The following is a 20,148-nucleotide window of genomic DNA, read 5'->3' on the forward strand; positions in this document are numbered from 1 at the left end:
CCACGCCTTAATTGCCTGAAACCCGCGCACGATTAATCGCTATCATGCGCGGCACTTTCACTGATCGATACGAGTGCACATCGCCTGCTTATGGATACCCTCGCTAAACTGCGCGCCGGTCAACTGACGGGGCTCAAACGTCTGGATTTGTCCTGTGGGCTGACCGAGTTCCCTGAGGAAATCTTTCAACTGGCGGATTCGCTGGAAATCCTCAATTTGAGCGGCAACGCTCTGTGCTCCCTGCCCCACGACCTGCATCGCCTGACGCATTTACGGGTACTGTTCTGCTCGGACAACCTGTTCACCACCCTGCCCGAATGCCTGGGTCAGTGCGCCCAACTGAGCATGGTTGGCTTCAAGGCCAACCGGATCACCGATGTGCCGGGCGCCGCGTTGCCGCCGCAACTGCGCTGGTTGATCCTCACTGACAACCACATCAGTCAGTTGCCGGATGAGTTGGGCCGCCGCCCCTTGCTGCAAAAATTGATGCTGGCCGGTAACCGTCTTCAGGCGTTGCCGCGCAGCCTGGCCGGTTGCGAGCGTCTGGAGCTGATTCGTCTGGCCTCCAACCAACTGCGCGAACTGCCGGACTGGTTACTGGCGATGCCCGGCCTGAGCTGGCTGGCGTACTCGGGCAATCCGTTGGCGGACGAACTGAATGCCGAGCACGCGCCTGACAGCACGCCAAACATCGACTGGACAGAACTGGAACTGGCGCAGCCGCTGGGCGAAGGCGCATCCGGGGTGATTTACCAGGCCATCTGGCGGGCACCGGAACAGGCGCAACGTGCGGTGGCAGTCAAACTGTACAAAGGCGCGATCACCAGTGATGGCTCACCGCTTGACGAGATGCACGCCTGCATTGCTGCGGGCCAGCACCCGAACCTGATCAACGTGTTAGGGCGCGTGGTAGGCCATCCGCAGCACCAGGCGGCATTGGTGATGGAGCTGATTGCGCCCTCTTTCCGCAATCTGGCCGGGCTGCCGAGCCTTGAGAGCTGCAGCCGCGACGTCTATGCCAATAGCACGCGTTTCAATGCCGACAGCGCGTTGCGCCTGGCACGTGGCATCGCGTCAGCCGCAGCGCATCTGCACGCGCAGGGCATCTGCCACGGCGACCTGTATGGGCACAATATTTTGTTCAATGATCAAGGCGAGTGTTTGCTGGGCGACTTTGGGGCCGCGTGCTTGCACGCCACCGATGACAGCCCGCACACCCGTGCCTTGCAGCGTATCGAGGTGCGTGCGTTCGGCATTCTGCTGGGGGAGTTGCTGCAGCGGATCGATTCAGGATTGAGCGATCAACAGCGCGCAGCGTTGCAACACTTACAAACGCGCTGCATGCAGCCTGAGGTACTCGCCCGGCCGGACTTCGTTGAAATCTGCCGCGCCCTGGGCTGAGGGCTGCCCGACTACCACCCCGCGCCTGGTCAGCGACACACTGAGTGGCAGTCGTTGACGAGGCGACGAAGCAGGCCCGGCGACACACTCGTCGTGAACGGGCCTCTTAACGGACGGGCTCGTCTTCAGGCGCAAGCGCAACAAACATGTCCTGCACATCGTCCTGCTCTTCCAGCTTCGCCAGAAATTCCTCGACTTCGGCCATTTGCTCGTCAGTCAGGCCCGTTACCGGGTTTTTAGCCATGTAGCCCAACTTGGCCGACAACACGGTAAAGCCTTGTTCAGGCAACGCCTTTTGCACGGCATCCAGGTCCGTGGTCTCGGTGATGAACAAGGTCGTGCCTTCTTCTTCGCCCTTTTCGAGATCCTGAGCGCCTGCTTCAATTGCTGCCATTTCTGGATCAGCATCCGGGGAGTCAGGCTTGGCTTCGATCAGGCCGACATGGTTAAAGTCCCAGGCCACGGAGCCCGACGCACCCAACTGCCCCTTGCGGAACGCCACGCGGATTTCAGCCACGGTGCGGTTGACGTTATCGGTCAGGCACTCAACGATCAGCGGCACCTGATGCGGGGCAAAACCTTCGTAGGTCACGCGGGTGTATTGCACGGCTTCAGTGCCGATACCGGCACCCTTGTTGATCGCCCGCTTGATGGTGTCAGCCGGCATGGACGCCTTTTTGGCCTGTTCGTACACCAGGCGCAGGTGCGAGTTCATGTCCGGGTCGGCGCCGTTACGGGCTGCAACGGTCAGCTCTTTGGCCAGCTTGCCGAAAATCTTGCCGCGGCTATTGGCGGCTTCCGCTTTGTGTTTAACCTTCCACTGTGCGCCCATTTCTCACTCTCTCAATCGTGTGTGTCGAGGCACGCTGGCCGTCGAATGGGCGCAAGTTTATACGCCCAGAACGCCTCAATCGACCAAAAAATCCAATCACGCCCGGCTCAACCTTTATCCACACCGCCCTTCACCGACGGCACGCGGCCTCTGTCCAAGGCGATAACCCTCACGCTGGGTACGATGGCGCCAGTTCCATGAACGCCTTGATCAGTCGCAGTTGGGCGCGACGCTCCATGCAGCCGAGCAGGTGCCGGTTGGTCAGGCCCTGCCCGTTAATGGGTACAGCGTGTACCCGTGGGTCCTGACTAACCTCCGCCGACGAGACAATGCCCACCCCAAGCTGGGCCGCCACCGCTTCGGTCACCGCCTCGCGGCTGTCCAGCTCCAGCAACACACGCGGGCTGATCCCTGCCTGCTCGCAGGCCAGGTCAAACGTGCGGCGGGTCGTGGACGCGGGTTCGCGCAAGACCATGATGACCTGATCCAACAGCGCCATCTCAACCCCGCCCGACAGCGCCTGCCAAGGGTGACCGGACGGCACCAACGCGCAGATACGCGATGCCTTGAGGGGCCGCAGCATCAAGCCTTTACGCGGCTCGACCTCTGTCAGCACGGCCACGTCTGCATGTTCTGAGAGCAAAGCGGCCAGGGTGTCCTGCGCATTGCCCAAGCGTAAATTCACGGTGATGCCGGGATAGCGCTCACGCAGGCTCGCCAGCATGGGCATCACCAGGTGCGGGCCGTCCGCCGCCACTTCGAGGCGTCCGGTGAGCAGTTGGCGATTGGCTTCGAGCATGACTTGCGCCTCATCCACCAAACCAAACATGGCGCGGGTGATGGCCGCCAGCTTGATGCCCTCTTCGGTCAACTCCACACGCCGGGCCGTGCGGCGCAATAAGGTGATCTGGTAATGCTCTTCAAGGGTTTTGATATGCCCGGTGACCGCCGGCTGGCTGATAAACAAGCGTGCAGCCGCCCGGGTGAAGCTGCCTTCGCGAGCCACCGCGTCGAAGGCCCTGAGCTGGAACAGATTCATAAATAACCCTCGCTGATGGCTGGCATAACAACAAACAATTTGAATGATGGCAACTCAAACTGCAATTTAGCCGGTGTATCCAGTCGCTATCCCATTGTTTGCGAGGAACCCCCGAATGCACACTGCCGCGCCGATCCTGCTGACTCCCGGCCCCCTGACCACCTCGGCGCGAACCCGTCAGGCCATGATGGTCGACTGGGGCTCATGGGATGAAGGCTTCAACCAATTGACGACCCGCCTGTGCGAACAACTGCTGGCCATCGTCAATGGCGCCAGCAGCCACCATTGCGTACCGTTGCAAGGCAGCGGCACCTTCGCTGTAGAGGCCGCTATCGGCACCCTGGTCCCACGTGACGGCAAAGTGCTGGTGTTGATCAACGGCGCCTACGGCAAGCGTCTGGCGAAAATCTGTGAGGTGCTGGGGCGCCGCTTCAGCACGTTTGAAACCGCCGAAGATGAACCCACCACAGCCGCTGACGTAGAACGCCTGCTCAAGGCTGATCCCGGCATCACCCACGTGGCGTTGATCCATTGCGAAACCAGTACCGGGATGCTCAATCCGCTGCCAGAAATTGCGGAGGTCATTGCCCGACAGGGCAAGCGCCTGATCATCGATGCCATGAGTTCTTTCGGCGCACTGCCCGTGGACGCACAAAAAGTACCGTTCGACGCGCTGATCGCCGCCTCCGGCAAATGCCTCGAAGGCGTGCCGGGCATGGGCTTCGTGCTCGCCCGTAAAGCCTCCCTGGCCCAGGCAGCGGGCAATGCCCACTCACTGGCGATGGACTTGCAGGATCAGCACGCCTACATGGCAAAAACCGGCCAGTGGCGCTTCACCCCACCCACCCATGTGGTCGCCGCCCTGCACGAAGCGTTACTGCAATACCACGAAGAAGGCGGCCTGCCCGCTCGCCATCAGCGCTACGCCAACAACTGCCAGACACTGCTCGCCGGCATGGCCACGCTGGGGATTCGCAGTTTCCTGCCCGAAGCCATTCAGGCACCGATCATCGTCACCTTCCACGCCCCGAAAGACCCGCGTTATCAGTTCAAGGAATTCTACGAACGGGTCAAGGCCAAGGGTTTCATTCTCTACCCAGGCAAATTGACCCAAGTTGAAACATTCCGCGTGGGCTGCATTGGGCACGTCACCCACGTCGATATGCAGGCGGCGGTCGATGCCGTGGCGCAGGTGCTGCAAGACATGGAAGTGCTGGACATCTGACGGCACAAACGCTGGTTGCACGTAAATTTCTCCGTGCGGTTACGACCGCTCACACAGGATCCAACGACATGAACTACACCAACCCCCACACGCTTCAAGCCGCCATCTTCGACTGGGCGGGCACCGTGGTCGACTTCGGTTCATTCGCCCCTACGCAAATTTTTGTCGAAGCGTTTGGCGAGTTCGATGTGCACGTTTCCATCGAGGAAGCACGCGGCCCCATGGGTATGGGCAAGTGGGACCACATTCGCACCCTGTGCAATCAGCCGCAGATTGCCGAGCGCTACAAAAAGGTCTTTGGCCGCACCCCGACCGATGATGACGTGACGGCCCTTTATGAGCGCTTCATGCCGCTGCAAATCGAGAAAATCGCCGCGCACTCGGCGTTGATCCCCGGTGCGCTTGAGACCATTGCCCAATTGCGCGCCCAAGGCTTAAAAATCGGCTCTTGCTCGGGTTACCCCGCACAGGTCATGGCCAAAGTCGTTGAACTGGCGGCCTCTAACGGTTACGTCGCCGACCATGTGGTGGCAACCGACGACGTACCCAACGGGCGTCCATGGCCTGCTCAGGCGCTGGCCAACGTGATCGCGCTGGGCATTGAGGACGTGGGCGCTTGCGTGAAGATTGATGACACCGTGCCGGGCATTCTTGAAGGTCGCCGCGCGGGCATGTGGACAGTGGCGTTGGTGTGTTCGGGCAACGCCCTGGGCCTGACATGGGAACAATTCAAAGCGCTGGACGCGCAGACGCTGGCCAGCGAGCGCACGCGCATTCACGCGCTGTTCGAGGGCTCACGCCCGCACTACATGATCGACACCATCATGGACTTGCCGCCCGTGATTGTAGACATCAATACGCGCCTGAAAAACGGCGAAATGCCACAAAGTAGCTGACCCGGTTCAACGGAGGACAGCGGCCAATGGCGCCGCTGTCTTCACCGCATTCAGGCTGGCGTGTTCAGCTCAACCCACTGCACATACGCATCAATAAAGGCTTGCAGGAAGGGACGGGTTTTTTCTGAGAGTGCGCCGGACTCATCAAAGGCCGCGCCCGCTCCGCCCAGATAGGCTTCTGGCTGCTGCATGCACGGAACATTCAGGAACACCAGCGACTGGCGAAGGTGATGGTTAGCCCCAAAGCCGCCAATGGCGCCGGGGGAAACGCTGATCACAGCGCCCGGTTTGCCGCTGAAGACACTTTGACCGTACGGGCGCGAACCCACATCGATAGCGTTTTTCAGCGCACCCGGCACTGAACGGTTGTATTCGGGGGTCACAAACAGCACCGCATCGGCCTGGCGAACCTGATCGCGAAATGCCGTGTACGGCGCAGGCGCCGGGGTGACATCAATGTCTTCGTTATAAAGCGCCAGCTCGCCAATTTCGACAATGTTCAGCTTCACGTGGGGTGGCGCCAGTTGCGCCAGGGCGTGTGCCACTTTTCGATTGAGCGAGTCCTTTCTCAAACTGCCGACCAGTACTGCAACGTTGTAGACCTTGCTCATGGAAACCCCCGAAGCTGCTGTAGGAAAGCTGTAAGAACGTTAGTTATAGATGATCGGACGCCTTTCTTGCACCCCGGTTCACCCTATCGACCGGCAAGCCTGTAAAGTAGCCGGACTATTTTTTCCACAGCGTTAAACTTCCCCGGCTGATCAACGGTCTACAAGAACCGCAAATTGGGTGTTTATCTCCAGAGGTTCTCTACAAATGGCAGCAGTGCTCGTTGGGCAGTTTCATGCAAGAGACGCGGAAGGCCGTGTTTATTCCGTGCATGAGTTTCAAGACTCCACCCCTGGAACAGACGGTCAGCCGGTCATCACGTACAAGTTGGCGATTGGCGACCGTGTCAAGAAAATAAGTGATACCGAATTCGAACTGGTGCAATCAGGCATTGCCCTGGTTCGCGAGCCTGAACCCGCTCACTTTTAACACGTCATTTTTGTGGGAGGCGCGCCTGTCGGGTGGTGCACGATCATGCGCCTTGGCTGAGAAGTCACTGCGCGCTGCGGGTAGCACACGACACGCTCAACCCTGCGTTGACTGACGGCTCATGCCTGCTTTTCAAATAGCAGATACCAGAAGATCGCCACCTCGGCTGTCTGCGGATCAATCCCGCGATAGCGCAAATGATCGACCCCGCCTACCTGATACCCACAACGCTCGTACAAACGGCACGCGCCAATGTTGTTGTTCTGGGTTTCCAGCATGATGCCCGGCAGCTTTTTCTTGTGGCTCCAGAACCTCACCACTTCCAGCAATGATCGGGCGACCCCATGGCGACGGGCGCCGGCAATCACGGCCAATTCGTCAACGTGGGCAAAACCGTTCCAGTTGGTACTGACCACAACGTGGCCTACGGCCTGGCCATCGAGATAAGCCATGAACACGGCGCTGTCTGGCGCGCCGCGATAACTGGCGAACTCGTCGGGATCGATTCCGTAACACTTGCGGTAGGGTGTGATCCGGTGCAAGGGCCATTCATCGACGCGCGTGTGCAGATCTACCTGGGCGTAAGCGCGTACTTCAAAACTGAAATCGTTGCACCACACATAGGGCGCGAACCCTTCATCCGCCAGGCGCACAGACACTTCAGGATTTTGCGGATTTATGACCAGGTGCATGGGTGAGCCGATCCTTGTGTGCGGGCACCTCTCACCCAGGTGCCGCCGATGGCAACAAGGGCTGCCAGCCCTTGCCGAGACCTCAAAGGGGGTCGTTTATTGCAGCGTCTGCTGCTTGGCTTCAAGCAGTTGCGCCCATAACGAAGGGGCGCCCGCAGACTTGGCAATCGCTTCGAGCCGCGCTGCGTGCTCAGCCATATCGCTTTCACTTGCACGAATAATCCGACCCGGCTGACGATCTGCGGGCAAACGGCGGATTTCAGTGGCCTGGTTGCCGGAGCCTTCGCCCGAGCCATTGCCGTCAGAGGCATTCCCGGCCAAAGACAGACTGGTCTGCCCACCCGTCATGGTCAGGTAAACGTCTGCCAGGATCTCGGAGTCGAGCAAGGCGCCGTGCAGCTCACGGCCCGAGTTGTCGACGCCATAGCGTTTGCACAAGGCATCGAGGCTATTGCGCTGACCCGGGTGACGGGCACGCGCCATCATCAAGGTATCGAGGATGGTGCAGTGCTGCGTGAGGTCGGCGCGGTCGGTTTGCCCGATCAGGGAAAATTCGTTGTTCAGGAAGCCGATGTCGAACGCGGCGTTATGAATGATGAGCTGAGCGCCCTTGATGAACTCGAAGAATTCATCGGCCACTTCGGCAAAACGCGGCTTGCCCACCAGAAACTCGTTGGTGATCCCGTGGACGCCAATCGCGCCCTCGTCGCTTTCACGGTCAGGTTGCAGGTACACGTGAAAATGCCGCCCGGTCAGGCGGCGACCCATCAACTCGACGCAGCCGATTTCGATGACCCGGTGGCCATCGGTCACCGGCATACCGGTGGTTTCGGTATCGAGGACAACACTACGCATGCTTGAGGCCCCTCATTTCATCCACACCCCGATTGGCCAACTGGTCGGCACGTTCATTGCCCGGATGGCCGATGTGACCACGCACCCATTGCCACTTCACGGTGTGACGGCTGACTTGTTCATCAAGCAACTTCCACAGGTCGGCGTTTTTCACCGGCTCTTTGGAGGCGGTTTTCCAACCGCGTTTTTTCCAGTTGACCATCCACTCGGTGATGCCTTTCATCACGTACTGGGAGTCCGTCACCAGCACGACTTCGCACGGACGCTTGAGCTCTTCAAGGCCACGAATGGCCGCCATCAGTTCCATGCGATTGTTGGTGGTATTGGGTTCGCCGCCCCAGAGTTCTTTCTCGACACCCTGACACACCAGCAAGGCACCCCAGCCGCCGGGGCCGGGATTGCCCTTGCAGGCACCATCGGTGAACATTTCAACGCTATTGCTCATTACAACCTATCCAGAAAAGGGTGTTGTGGCCTGCCCATCATGGATCGGCAGCACCTGAGGCCGGATCGCTCCGGCCCTTCGTTTATTCAAGCGCAACTACGGTTGGCTGTGACGCCGGTTGACCTTGGCCATCGGCAAGGGAATCAGCTTGCCCATAGGCTCGCGTCGTAACGGATTGACCGGCCGCAAGCCAACCACCATCTTGCGTGCCACCAATATATAGAAGCCGCCACCGGCCAATTGCCAGTTGCCCGCCTTGTGTTCCCAACCTGATAAACGACGCTGCCAGGCCGGGGACGCGAGCGGCGGACGATAGCACCCGAAGCGGCGTTTCTCCAGCGCAAAGCCCAGCAGATTCAGCCAATCGGCCACGCGGGAGGGGGAAATACAACGCGCCTTGCTCAGCGCATCCTTGGCGAACACGTGGCGCAGGCCCCAGGTGCTCCAGGGGTTGATGCCCACGATCAGCAAATGCCCACCGGGCCGTACGCTGCTGGCGGCTTCGCGCAACAAGCCATGGGGCGACAGGCAGAAATCCAGACCGTGTTGCAGCACCACCACGTCGGCCGCGTGCTCGCACAGCGGCCAGGCCTGCTCTTCACAAAAAATCTCAACCCCCGGTAATGGCGCCCCCAGGCGCACCGTGCGCTGGACTTGAGCCGCGTTGGGCGGGGTATCCGCGCCCGGCCCGTAATGCACCAGATAACCGCCAAAAAACCGGCCGAGTTCGTCTTCCAGTACACGTTGTTCATCTTCCAGCAATAACTGCCCGTGGGGACCGGACAACCATTCGCGCGCCGAACGGATCAGCGCCAGCCACTCAGGGTCAGCCTGAGCCAATGCTTTATCGGTCATTGCTCCTCCAACTCGCCATGTACCCATCACAAGCCCTAAGATGCGCCATTGTTTCGCACTTGGGAATTGCGCCATGCTACAGATCGATGCACTGCCTGCCTTCAATGACAACTACATCTGGTTGTTACAGGACACTGCCAGCAAACGCTGCGCCGTCGTTGATCCGGGCGACGCTGCGCCGGTCGAAGCCTGGCTGGCCCAACACCCGGACTGGACCTTGAGCGACATCCTGATCACCCATCACCACTTCGACCATGTTGGTGGGGTTGAACAGTTGCACCAAAAGACTAACGCCAAGGTCTGGGGCCCGGCCCAGGAAACCATCCCCGCACGACAAGCGGCCCTTAACGACAACGATCGCATCGAGGTGCTGGGGTGTACGTTCGAGGTCTTCCTACTGCCCGGCCATACCCTTGGGCACATCGCCTACTATCACGCGCATCCGGCAACCCCGCTGCTGTTCTGTGGCGACACCCTGTTTGCGGCGGGTTGCGGCAGGCTGTTTGAAGGCACCCCCGAACAAATGCATCGCTCCTTGGGCCGACTGGCGGCGCTGCCCGGTAACACCGCCGTGTATTGCGCCCATGAATACACTTTGAGCAATTTGCGCTTTGCTCAGGCGGTGGAGCCGGACAACGCGGATATCAAGGCGCGCATCGAACAAGTCACGCAATGGCGAGCCAAGGATCAGATCAGTCTGCCGTCCGATATCGCACTGGAATTACGTACCAACCCTTTTTTACGGGTTAACGAAACATCCGTTAAAGAAAAAGCTGACGAATGGAGCGGGCAGGACAATGCCTCGCCGGGCGCGGTGTTTGCCAGCTTGCGCCGCTGGAAAGATAAGTTCTAATCAGGGCCGCGGTTGACACAAAAATTCTGAACAGTTGACCGCGTCCCACCTGCTTTCTAGAATCGCCCGACATTTTTGCCCGGAACTTACTTCCAGCCAATGTCGTCATCTATACGTAACTCCCTCAAAACAGACGCATTGACGCGCCTTGCGCAAGCCATCGCGCTGGCCGTGTCCGCTGTACTGGCGGGTTGTCAAAGCATGGATCATTCGGCTCAAACGTCCGAAAGACCCTCGCTCAAACTGACCAAACGCATTCCTCAAGAGCCGATCTGGCTCAACGAAAAACCCAGCCCTGCAGCCCCGCAAGATGTGTGGGAGCGGATGCGCCAGGGGTTCAAGTTGCAGGAAGGCGCGGACGTTAACCCGCGAATAGAACAGCAGCGCCTCTGGTTCGCCAGCAACCCGTCGTTTCTCGAAAACGCGGGCGAGCGCGGCAGCCTTTATATCCACTACATCGTGGAGCGCCTCGAAGAACGCAACATGCCCCTTGAACTGGCCCTGCTGCCAGTGATTGAAAGTGCCTACAACCCAATGGCGTATTCCCACGCCAATGCCGTAGGTCTCTGGCAGTTCATCCCCTCGACCGGTCGCTACTTCAACCTGCGCCAGACCCGCGCTTACGATGGTCGCAAAGACATTACCGCCTCGACCCTGGCGGCCATGAATTACCTGACCCGCCTGCATGACATGTTCAATGGCGACTGGTTGCTGGCACTCGCGGCTTACAACGCGGGCGAAGGCACGGTGAGCCGGGCAATCGAGCGCAATGAAAAGCTGGGCCTGCCTACCGATTACTGGAACCTGCCCCTGCCCCAGGAAACCAAGGACTACGTCCCCAAGCTCCTGGCATTGTCCCAAGTGGTGATGGCCCCTGAAGCCTATGGCATCAACCTGAACCCTATCGCCAACGAACCGTACTTCGAGATGGTCGAAATCAAGCAGTCCATGGACTTGTCCCGTGTGGCAGCGCTGGCTGAAATCGACGAAGACGAAATGTTCCAGTTGAACCCGGCCTACAAGCAACGCGCCACCACCGATGGCCCGCAGCACTTGCTCGTACCGACCTCCAAGGCTCAATTGCTGACGGCCAGCCTGTCCAACCTCAAACCTGAAGAATTGGTCAGCCTGCGCCCTAAAAAGGCTGTCTTCGATACCGTCGCCAGCACCACGCCACGCCTCAAGCGCACATACAAAGTCAAAAGCGGCGACAACCTGACCACCATTGCCAAAGCCAACAGGGTCAATGTTCGCGACTTGCAGCGCTGGAACAAGCTCACCGGCAAAAACCTCAAGGCCGGTCAGATGCTGGTCATGCAGGACACACGTAAACCCGCGACCCGCCAGAAACCCACGCAATACAAGGTGAAAAAGGGCGACTCGCTGTACATCGTCGCCAAGCGGTTCAACGTTGAGATGCAACACCTCAAGCGCTGGAATCCCAACAGTGCCAAGGCACTCAAGCCAGGGCAGATGCTGACCATTTCAAAGCCTCGGTAAGCGTCACGCCGTCAACGCAGCGGGCAATCCAGCTCCTACATAAATGTGGGAAGCAGATTGCCCGTTTTGCTTTCCGGTGCAGTCTTTTTCCTACAGATACAAGCTGTTACTGTACGGAAACCCAAGCCCAATGCCGGATCGGATCTCTGACTTGAAGCGTCCCCTCCTCCCGTTACTGCTCTGCCTGGCCTTGAGCGCCCCCGCCTGCGCAACCCTCAGCGAAAGCCACGGTTATGCGCAGTTCGGCACACTCAAATACCCGGCCACATTTACCCATTTCGACTGGGTCAACCCTGACGCGCCCAAAGGCGGGACGCTCAAGGTCATGGCGTTTGGCACGTTCGATACGCTAAACCCCTATACCTTCAAAGGCACCAGCCCGGTTTCAACCCCCAATTTCTTGCAATACGGGGTCAATGAGCTCAATGAAACCCTGATGGCGGGCACCGGCCAATATGCTCCCTCCGGCGACGAGCCGACCGCCAGTTATGGCTTGATTGCCCAATCGGTTGAATACAACGAAGACCGCAGCTGGGTCGTGTTCAACCTCAGGCCCGAAGCGCGCTTTCATGATGGCGCCCCCATCACAGCCTACGATGTGGCGTTTTCATACAACCTGCTGCTCAAAGAAGGCCATCCGCAGTACCGCACCAACCTGCAAGAAGTGCAGCGCGTGGACATTCTGGGACCCAAGCGGATCCGGTTTGTGTTCAAGCGTTCGGGCAACCCGCTGCTGATTTTGCGCCTGGGTGAGCTGCCGGTGTTGCCCCAGCATTACTGGGCCACGCGCGACTTCAAGGCCACGACGTTCGAACCGCCGCTGGGCAGCGGTCCCTACCGGATCACTAAAGTCACGCCGGGACGGCAACTGGTGTTTGAACACGTCAAGAACTGGTGGGGCGCCAACCTGCCGGTCAACCGTGGCAAATACAATTTTGACCGGGTGGACGTTGAGTTTTACCGCGACAGCGATGTGGCGTTCGAAGCCTTCAAGGCCGGTGAATTCGATATGTATATCGAGCATCAGGCCAAAAATTGGGCCAATGGCTACAACTTCCCGGCCGTGCGCCGGGGCGAAGTGATCCAGGCGCAAATCCCTCATCACATCCCGACTCAAACCCAGGGGCTGTTCATGAACAGCCGCCGCAGTACGTTCAATTCAACCGGCGTGCGTGAAGCCATGGGCTTGATGTTCGATTTTGAATGGACCAACCGCACCCTGTTCAACGGCGCCTACCAGCGCGCGACGAGCTTCTATCCCAACAGCGATTTCTCGGCCAGCGGCATTCCACAGGGTCATGAATGGCTACTGCTTTCCCCTTGGCGCACGCAATTGCCGCCCGAACTGTTCAAACAGGCTTTTAGCCTGCCGCAAACACAAGGGCGCGGCATCCCCCGCGACACCCTGCGTCGTGCGCTGGCCTTACTGGCCGACAATGGCTGGAAACTCTCCGGGCAACGCTTGATCAATAGCGAAGGAAAACCGCTGAGCTTTGAGATATTGCTGGTAAATCCAAACCTTGAGCGCATTCTGCAACCGTACGTGGAGAACTTGGCGAGCATCGGCATTGCAGCGCGTCTGCGTACAGTGGATCGGGCCCAGTACAAACAGCGTCTGGATCAGTTCGATTTCGACATGATCCTCATGACCCTTGACCAGACCCTGAGCCCCGGCCTTGAGCAGTGGCAGTACTTTCACTCCAGCCAAGCCAACGTCAAGGGCAGTAAAAACTATGCAGGCGTGGCCAATCCGATTGTCGACCAACTGCTCGAAAAGCTGCTGGCCGCGCAAACCCGTGAAGAGCAATTGGCCGCAGGCCGGGCACTGGATCGTGTCCTGTTGTGGCAGCACTACAGCATCCCAAACTGGTATCTGAATTATCACCGCCTGGCGTACCGCAACCGGTTCGCCTTCGTGACTACGCCGCCCTACACATTGGGCTTGAGTGCGTGGTGGCTAAAGCCTACGGAGAAATCCCAATGATGCCTTTGCGTACCCTGCTAAAGCCCCTTGGCGGCCTGCTATTGGCCGGTGTCAGTTGCCTCGTGCTGGCCGCCCCGCAACATGCCCTGACCCTGTACGACGAACCGCCAAAATACCCGGCCAATTTCAAGCACCTCGATTACGTGAACCCGAATGCGCCCAAAGGCGGCACCTTCCGCAAATCCGCCCTCGGCACGTTCGACAGCCTGAACCCGTTTATCAATAAGGGCGTTCCGGCCGATGACATCGATCTGACCTACGACACCCTGGCCCGTCAGAGCCTCGACGAACCGTTTACCGCCTACGGACTGATCGCAGAAAAAATCGAAAAAGCCCCTGACAACAGTTGGGTGCGTTTTTATCTGCGTCCGCAGGCCAAATTCAATGACGGCCACCCGATCCGCGCAGAAGACGTGGTGTTCAGCTTCGACACCTTGATGAAAAGCGCGTCGCCGCTGTTCAAGAGCTATTACAGCGACGTAGAAAAAGCGGTCGAAGAAAACCCGTTGCAGGTGAAATTCATCTTCAAACACACCAAAAACCGCGAATTGCCGCTGATTCTCGGACAACTGCCGATTTTGCCCAAACACTGGTGGGAAACTCGTGACTTCAACAAGGGTAATCTCGAAATACCCGTCGGCAGTGGCCCTTACACCATTACCGAGATCAAGCCGGGCCGTTCGATACGCTACGAACGCAACAAGGACTACTGGGGCAAAGACTTGCCCATCAATAAAGGCCTGTACAACTTCGACGCCATCACCATCGATTATTTCCGCGATAACAGCGTCGCGTTTGAAGCACTCAAGGCCGGCCAATTCGATTACTGGCTGGAAATCAGCGCCAAGAACTGGGCAGGTGCTTACAACGTGCCTGCGGTCAAACAGGGTCGCCTGATTAAAGAAGAAATCCGCAACGCCAACCCCACCGGTATGCAAGGCTTTATTTTCAACCTGCGCAGGCCGATGTTTCAGGATGTGCGCGTGCGTGAAGCCCTGAACCTGCTGTTCGATTTTGAATGGGCCAACAAACAGCTGTTCAACGGTTCGTATGCGCGCACCAGCAGCTATTTCGAAAACTCGGACATGGCCGCCAAAACACTGCCGAGCGACGAAGAACTGGCGATTTTGGAACCGTTGCGCGGGCAAATTCCCGACAAGGTCTTCACCGAGGTGTACAAACCGGATGTGACCGACGCCAGCGGCATGATTCGCGAGCAGCAGCGCCGCGCGTACAAGCTGTTACAAGACGCCGGGTGGCGCATCGTTGACGACAAGATGGTCGACACCCAGGGCAACCCGGTAAAGATTGAATTCCTTCTGGCGCAAACCGAATTCGAACGCATCTTGCTGCCGTTCAAGCGCAACCTCAGTGACTTGGGCATCGACTTGCAAATTCGCCGCGTCGACACCTCCCAATACCTGAACCGTCTGCGCTCAAGGGACTTCGACATGATCATCGGCAGCTTCCCGCAATCCAGCTCGCCGGGCAGTGAGCAACGCGAGTACTGGGCCTCTGAAAGCGCCGAAAAACCGGGCAGTCGCAACTTCATGGGCCTCAAAGACCCAGCCATCGATCAACTCACCGAAGGGCTGATCAATGCCGACTCCCGCCAGAACCTGATCACCCATGCCCGCGCGCTGGATCGCGTGTTGCAGTGGGGGTTCTATGTCATTCCCAACTGGCACATCAAAACCTGGCGCGTGGCCTATTCCAACCACATCGGTCACCCGGCCGTCACACCGCTGTATGACATCGGCACCTCCACATGGTGGGTCAAACCTGATGTCGAGCCGGTCACTGCCACCCAACCCACAAGCGAAAGCCTGGAGCCTTAGATGCTGGCCTATATATTCAGGCGACTGCTGCTGATTATTCCGACACTCTTCGGGATTCTGCTGATCAACTTCGTCATCATCCAGGCCGCTCCCGGCGGCCCGGTGGAGCAGATGATTGCCAAGCTCGAAGGTTTTGACGGCGCGACCAGCCGGATCGCCGGGGGCGGCTCCGAAGTGTCGGTCGCAGGCTCCAACTACCGTGGTGCGCAGGGGCTGGACCCTGCGCTGATTCAGGAAATCGAAAAAATGTACGGGTTCGACAAGTCAGCCCCGGAGCGCTTGTGGATCATGATCAAGAATTACGCCCACCTGGACTTCGGGGAGAGTTTTTTCCGCGACGCCAAGGTCATTGATCTGATCAAAGAAAAAATGCCCGTCTCGATCTCGCTCGGCCTGTGGAGCACGCTGATCATGTACCTAGTGTCGATCCCGCTGGGGATCGCCAAGGCCACGCGGCACGGCAGTCATTTCGACGTTTGGACCAGCTCGGCCATCATTGTCGGGTATGCGATACCCGCCTTCCTGTTCGCCATTTTGCTGATTGTGGTCTTTGCCGGCGGCAGCTACCTGGACTGGTTTCCGTTGCGCGGCCTGACCTCCAACAACTTCGATGAACTGAGCCTGGGCGGCAAGATCCTCGATTACTTCTGGCACCTGGCCTTGCCGGTCACGGCGCTGGTGATCGGCAACTTCGCGACCATGACCCTGCTGACCAAAAACAGCTTTCTGGACGAAATCAACAAACAGTACGTGGTAACGGCCAAGGCCAAGGGGCTGACCCAACATCGCGTGCTGTATGGCCACGTGTTTCGCAACGCGATGTTGCTGGTGATTGCCGGTTTCCCATCTGCTTTTATCGGCATCTTCTTTACCGGTTCCTTGCTGGTCGAAGTGATTTTCTCGCTGGACGGGCTGGGTTTGATGAGCTTTGAAGCGGCGATAAATCGTGACTACCCCGTGGTTTTCGGCACGTTGTTCATCTTCACGCTGGTCGGCTTGCTGGTAAAACTGATCGGTGACCTCTCATACACCCTGGTTGATCCGCGCATCGACTTTGAAAGCAGGGAGCATTGAGATGACGTTATCGCCCCTTAACAAGCGACGATTCGCACGGTTCAAAGCGAATAAACGCGGCTGGTGGTCACTGTGGATTTTTTTGGTGCTGTTCACGCTCAGCCTCGGCGCCGAGTTGATCGCCAACGACAAACCGCTGGTCATCCGCTACGACGGCGAGCTGTACTTTCCCGCCCTCAAACGCTACCCCGAGACCGACTTTGGCGGTGAGTTCCCGCTGGAGGCCAATTACAAGAGCCCCTACATCCGCGAACTGTTGGCCAAAAAAGATGCCTGGGTGCTGTGGCCACCCATTCCGTATAGCTATCAGAGCATCAACTACGACCTGAAAGTCCCCGCCCCCGCACCGCCTTCAGCCGAAAACTGGCTCGGCACCGATGACCAAGGGCGCGACGTGCTGGCGCGGGTGATTTACGGCTTCCGGATTTCGGTGCTGTTCGCCCTGACCCTGACGATCTTGAGTTCCATCATCGGTGTGATTGCCGGTGCGCTGCAGGGCTTCTACGGAGGCTGGGTCGACCTGGCAGGTCAGCGCTTTCTGGAGATCTGGTCCGGATTGCCAGTGCTGTACCTGCTGATCATCCTCGCCAGTTTTGTGCAGCCCAACTTCTGGTGGCTGCTAGGCATCATGTTGCTGTTTTCGTGGATGAGCCTGGTGGATGTCGTGCGGGCCGAATTCCTGCGGGGTCGCAATCTGGAGTACGTTCGGGCCGCCCGTGCCCTGGGCATGCAGGACATGGCCATCATGTACCGGCACATTTTGCCCAACGCCATGGTGTCGACCATGACGTTCATGCCGTTCATTCTGACCGGTGCGATCGGCACGCTGACCGCGCTGGACTTTCTGGGCTTCGGCCTGCCGCCGGGAGCACCCTCTCTGGGTGAGCTGGTCGCCCAGGGTAAATCCAACCTGCAAGCGCCGTGGCTGGGCATGAGCGCGTTCGCCGTGCTGGCAATCATGCTCAGCTTGCTGGTGTTCATCGGTGAGTCCGCTCGCGATGCCTTCGACCCGAGGAAATGAAATGACGCAGGACAATCTGATCGAAGTGCGCGATCTCTGCGTCGAGTTCGTGGCCGGGGAGCAACCGCAGCGTGTGGTGCAAGGCGTGAGCTTTGACATCAAACGTGGCGAAACCCTGGCACTGGTGGGCGAAAGCGGCTCAGGCAAATCTGTCACGGCCCACTCGATCCTGAGGCTGCTGCCCTACCCCATCGCCCGCCATCCCGGCGGCAGCATCACCTATGCGGGGCAGGATTTACTGACGCTGGACGAGAAAAAACTGCGGCACATCCGCGGCAACCGCATCGCCATGATTTTTCAAGAGCCGATGACGTCACTCAACCCCCTGCACAGCATTGAAAAGCAGATCAATGAAGTGCTGGGGCTGCACAAAGGGTTAACGGGCAAGGCAGCCACTGAGCGGACGCTGGAGCTGCTGGATCTCGTAGGCATCCCCGAGCCCCACAAACGGCTAAAGGCCTTGCCACACGAGCTCTCCGGCGGCCAGAGACAGCGTGTCATGATTGCCATGGCCCTGGCCAATGAGCCTGAGTTATTGATTGCCGACGAACCCACGACGGCGCTGGACGTCACGGTACAGCTCAAAATCCTCGATTTGCTCAAAGATTTGCAGGCCCGGCTGGGCATGTCGCTGTTACTGATCAGTCACGATTTGAACCTGGTTCGACGAATTGCTCACAGAGTATGTGTCATGCAGCGCGGTTGCATCGTCGAACAAGCATCGTGCGAACAGCTGTTCCGTTCGCCGCAACATCCTTACACCCGGGAACTGCTCGGTGCAGAACCCAGCGGAGGCCCAGCGGAGACCATCGCGGGCCCGCCGTTGCTGAAGGTCGAGGACCTGAGAGTCTGGTTTGCGATCAAAAAAGGGCTGTTGCGCAAAACCGTTGATTACGTAAAAGCAGTCGATGGCATTAACTTCAGCCTGCCCCGTGGTCAAACGCTGGGCATTGTGGGGGAAAGCGGATCGGGCAAATCGACGTTGGGGCTGGCGATTTTGCGGCTGATTGCCAGTCGCGGCGCGATTCATTTTGGGGACAAGCAGCTAGACTGCCTGTCGCAGAAAGACGTCAGACCGTTGCGACGCCAGATGCAGGTGGTGTTTCAGGACCCGTATGGCAGCCTCAGCCCGCGCATGAGCGTCAGCGAAATTGTCGGTGAAGGTTTACGCATTCACGGCATGGGCACCGCTCAAGAGCAAGAAGCCGCCATTATTGAGGCGTTGCGTGAAGTAGGTCTGGATCCTGAAACCCGGCACCGTTACCCTCACGAGTTTTCAGGTGGACAGCGGCAGAGAATCGCCATTGCCCGCGCGTTAGTGTTGAAGCCAGCGTTGATTTTGCTGGACGAGCCAACCTCTGCGTTGGACAGAACGGTTCAACGCCAGGTCGTCGAGCTCTTGCGTGCTCTGCAAGCCAAGTACAACCTGACGTATTTGTTTATCAGCCATGATTTGGCGGTAGTCAAAGCGCTGAGCCACCAATTGATGGTGGTCAAGCAAGGCCAAGTGGTCGAACAAGGTGAGGCGTCTTCCATTTTTGCCTCGCCGCAACATCCATATACACAGCAGTTGCTGGAAGCCGCCTTTTTGGCACCAGTGGCTGTCGATTAATCTGATAGAGGAACAACACATGGGTTTTCTCGCCGGTAAGCGCGTCCTGATCGTCGGTGTCGCTAGCAAATTGTCCATCGCTTCTGGCATTGCTGCCGCCATGCACCGTGAAGGCGCTGAACTTGCCTTCACTTATCAGAACGAAAAGCTGAAAGGCCGCGTTGAAGAGTTCGCCGCAGGTTGGGGCTCCAGCCCTGAACTGTGCTTCCCTTGCGACGTTGCCAGCGATGAAGAAATTGCCAAGGTCTTCGAAGACCTGAGCAAGAAGTGGGACGGTCTGGACTGCATCGTTCACTCCGTGGGCTTCGCTCCGGGCGACCAACTGGATGGTGACTTCACCGACGCCACCACCCGTGAAGGTTTCCGCATTGCCCACGACATCAGCGCCTACAGCTTCGTGGCCCTGGCTAAGGCTGGCCGCCCGATGATGAAAGGCCGTAATGGCAGCCTGCTGACCCTGTCGTACTTGGGCGCAGAGCGCACCATGCCCAACTACAACGTGATGGGCATGGCAAAAGCCAGCCTGGAAGCGGGCGTACGCTATCTTGCTGGCAGCCTGGGCCCGGAAGGTACGCGCGTTAACTGTGTATCGGCAGGCCCGATCCGCACGTTGGCCGCGTCGGGTATCAAGAACTTCCGTAAAATGCTGGCAGCCAACGAAGCGCAAACGCCTCTGCGTCGCAACGTGACCATTGATGAAGTCGGTAATGCCGGCGCCTTCCTGTGCTCTGACCTAGCGTCGGGCATCAGCGGTGAAATCATGTACGTTGACGGCGGCTTCAACACCACCGCAATGGGCAACATCGAAGAGTAACTCTTCGCTGTCGCTGCCTTAAAAACGCCCGGTGCAGCCACTGCATCGGGCGTTTTGCGTTTAAGGTCGGCGCTCCTCCTGCTCTTCCCTCGTCGCATGCGCCGCAACACGGCCAGCCCCTGATCACGCGAGGACCGCATTCCCTCTGCGCACCCTAATCGCGAGGGAGCAACT

At 58.6% G+C, this 20,148-nt stretch carries 19 protein-coding genes; 12 read left to right on the plus strand and 7 right to left on the minus strand.

Annotated features, from left to right (window positions below; translation table 11 throughout):
* The first annotated feature begins 90 nt into the window (after window positions 1–90).
* Entirely contained in the window at window positions 91–1,401 is a 1,311-nt protein-coding gene (locus V6F78_RS12610) for a leucine-rich repeat-containing protein kinase family protein (protein WP_047294169.1), read from the plus strand.
* 106 nt (window positions 1,402–1,507) lie between these two features.
* Here the strand turns inward: V6F78_RS12610 and V6F78_RS12615 are convergent, their stop codons facing one another.
* Together V6F78_RS12615 and V6F78_RS12620 are read right to left on the minus strand one after the other, a co-directional pair.
* Window positions 1,508–2,233, minus strand: coding sequence for a YebC/PmpR family DNA-binding transcriptional regulator (locus tag V6F78_RS12615; RefSeq protein ID WP_047294171.1), 726 nt, complete (start codon window positions 2,231–2,233; stop codon window positions 1,508–1,510).
* Between the two features lie 169 nt (window positions 2,234–2,402).
* Window positions 2,403–3,272 carry a LysR substrate-binding domain-containing protein gene (locus tag V6F78_RS12620; RefSeq protein WP_047294173.1) on the minus strand — a complete coding sequence of 290 codons (870 nt, stop codon included), beginning with the start codon at window positions 3,270–3,272 and terminating at the stop codon, window positions 2,403–2,405.
* Between the two features lie 115 nt (window positions 3,273–3,387).
* On the opposite strand from V6F78_RS12620, the gene V6F78_RS12625 reads away from it, so the two are divergent.
* Both V6F78_RS12625 and phnX read left to right on the plus strand, forming a co-directional pair.
* Window positions 3,388–4,497, plus strand: coding sequence for a 2-aminoethylphosphonate--pyruvate transaminase (locus V6F78_RS12625; RefSeq protein ID WP_047294174.1), 1,110 nt, complete (start codon window positions 3,388–3,390; stop codon window positions 4,495–4,497).
* 68 nt (window positions 4,498–4,565) lie between these two features.
* Entirely contained in the window at window positions 4,566–5,393 is an 828-nt protein-coding gene (phnX, locus tag V6F78_RS12630; RefSeq protein ID WP_095007908.1) for a phosphonoacetaldehyde hydrolase, read from the plus strand.
* A gap of 50 nt (window positions 5,394–5,443) precedes the next feature.
* Here the strand turns inward: phnX and V6F78_RS12635 are convergent, their stop codons facing one another.
* Window positions 5,444–6,004, minus strand: coding sequence for an NADPH-dependent FMN reductase (locus V6F78_RS12635; RefSeq protein ID WP_047282916.1), 561 nt, complete (start codon window positions 6,002–6,004; stop codon window positions 5,444–5,446).
* 205 nt (window positions 6,005–6,209) lie between these two features.
* On the opposite strand from V6F78_RS12635, the gene V6F78_RS12640 reads away from it, so the two are divergent.
* Window positions 6,210–6,431 carry a hypothetical protein gene (locus tag V6F78_RS12640; protein ID WP_047294178.1) on the plus strand — a complete coding sequence of 74 codons (222 nt, stop codon included), beginning with the start codon at window positions 6,210–6,212 and terminating at the stop codon, window positions 6,429–6,431.
* Between the two features lie 119 nt (window positions 6,432–6,550).
* On the opposite strand, the gene V6F78_RS12645 is transcribed toward V6F78_RS12640, so the two are convergent.
* The 4 genes from V6F78_RS12645 to V6F78_RS12660 all read right to left on the minus strand — a co-directional run bounded on the left by V6F78_RS12645 (window position 6,551) and on the right by V6F78_RS12660 (window position 9,278).
* Window positions 6,551–7,123, minus strand: a complete 573-nt coding sequence (locus V6F78_RS12645) for a GNAT family N-acetyltransferase (protein ID WP_047277944.1) — start codon at window positions 7,121–7,123, stop codon at window positions 6,551–6,553.
* Between the two features lie 96 nt (window positions 7,124–7,219).
* On the minus strand, window positions 7,220–7,978 hold the full coding sequence (gene dnaQ / locus V6F78_RS12650; RefSeq protein ID WP_047294182.1) for a DNA polymerase III subunit epsilon: 759 nt from the start codon (window positions 7,976–7,978) through the stop codon (window positions 7,220–7,222).
* Entirely contained in the window at window positions 7,971–8,423 is a 453-nt protein-coding gene (gene rnhA, locus V6F78_RS12655) for a ribonuclease HI (RefSeq protein ID WP_047276573.1), read from the minus strand. Before rnhA ends, dnaQ begins: the two co-directional genes overlap by 8 nt.
* A gap of 96 nt (window positions 8,424–8,519) precedes the next feature.
* Entirely contained in the window at window positions 8,520–9,278 is a 759-nt protein-coding gene (locus V6F78_RS12660; protein ID WP_047276574.1) for a methyltransferase domain-containing protein, read from the minus strand.
* A gap of 73 nt (window positions 9,279–9,351) precedes the next feature.
* Here V6F78_RS12660 and gloB point away from each other — a divergent pair, with 73 nt between their 5' ends.
* From gloB to fabI, 8 genes are all read left to right on the plus strand, one after another.
* Entirely contained in the window at window positions 9,352–10,131 is a 780-nt protein-coding gene (gene gloB, locus V6F78_RS12665) for a hydroxyacylglutathione hydrolase (protein WP_047294186.1), read from the plus strand.
* A 99-nt stretch (window positions 10,132–10,230) separates the two neighbouring features.
* Entirely contained in the window at window positions 10,231–11,631 is a 1,401-nt protein-coding gene (locus V6F78_RS12670; RefSeq protein ID WP_047276576.1) for a transglycosylase SLT domain-containing protein, read from the plus strand.
* Between the two features lie 130 nt (window positions 11,632–11,761).
* Window positions 11,762–13,615, plus strand: coding sequence for an extracellular solute-binding protein (locus V6F78_RS12675; RefSeq protein ID WP_095007910.1), 1,854 nt, complete (start codon window positions 11,762–11,764; stop codon window positions 13,613–13,615).
* Complete coding sequence (locus V6F78_RS12680) at window positions 13,612–15,453, plus strand: extracellular solute-binding protein (RefSeq protein WP_094987723.1); 1,842 nt, start codon at window positions 13,612–13,614, stop codon at window positions 15,451–15,453. The genes V6F78_RS12675 and V6F78_RS12680 overlap by 4 nt, the downstream gene beginning before the upstream one ends.
* Window positions 15,454–16,527, plus strand: a complete 1,074-nt coding sequence (locus tag V6F78_RS12685) for a microcin C ABC transporter permease YejB (protein ID WP_193077835.1) — start codon at window positions 15,454–15,456, stop codon at window positions 16,525–16,527.
* Window position 16,528: 1 nt separating this feature from the next.
* A complete protein-coding gene (locus V6F78_RS12690) occupies window positions 16,529–17,548 on the plus strand; it encodes an ABC transporter permease (protein WP_047276583.1) in 1,020 nt (339 codons plus the stop codon).
* A 1-nt stretch (window position 17,549) separates the two neighbouring features.
* Window positions 17,550–19,160 carry an ABC transporter ATP-binding protein gene (locus tag V6F78_RS12695; RefSeq protein WP_314397839.1) on the plus strand — a complete coding sequence of 537 codons (1,611 nt, stop codon included), beginning with the start codon at window positions 17,550–17,552 and terminating at the stop codon, window positions 19,158–19,160.
* Window positions 19,161–19,179: 19 nt separating this feature from the next.
* Window positions 19,180–19,974: an enoyl-ACP reductase FabI gene (gene fabI / locus V6F78_RS12700; protein ID WP_047276587.1), complete on the plus strand. Its 795-nt coding sequence runs from the start codon at window positions 19,180–19,182 to the stop codon at window positions 19,972–19,974.
* The last annotated feature ends 174 nt before the right edge of the window (window positions 19,975–20,148 follow it).

This window comes from Pseudomonas sp. ESBL9 (assembly GCF_036668715.1).
GTDB classification, from domain to species: Bacteria; Pseudomonadota; Gammaproteobacteria; order Pseudomonadales; family Pseudomonadaceae; genus Aquipseudomonas; species Aquipseudomonas lundensis.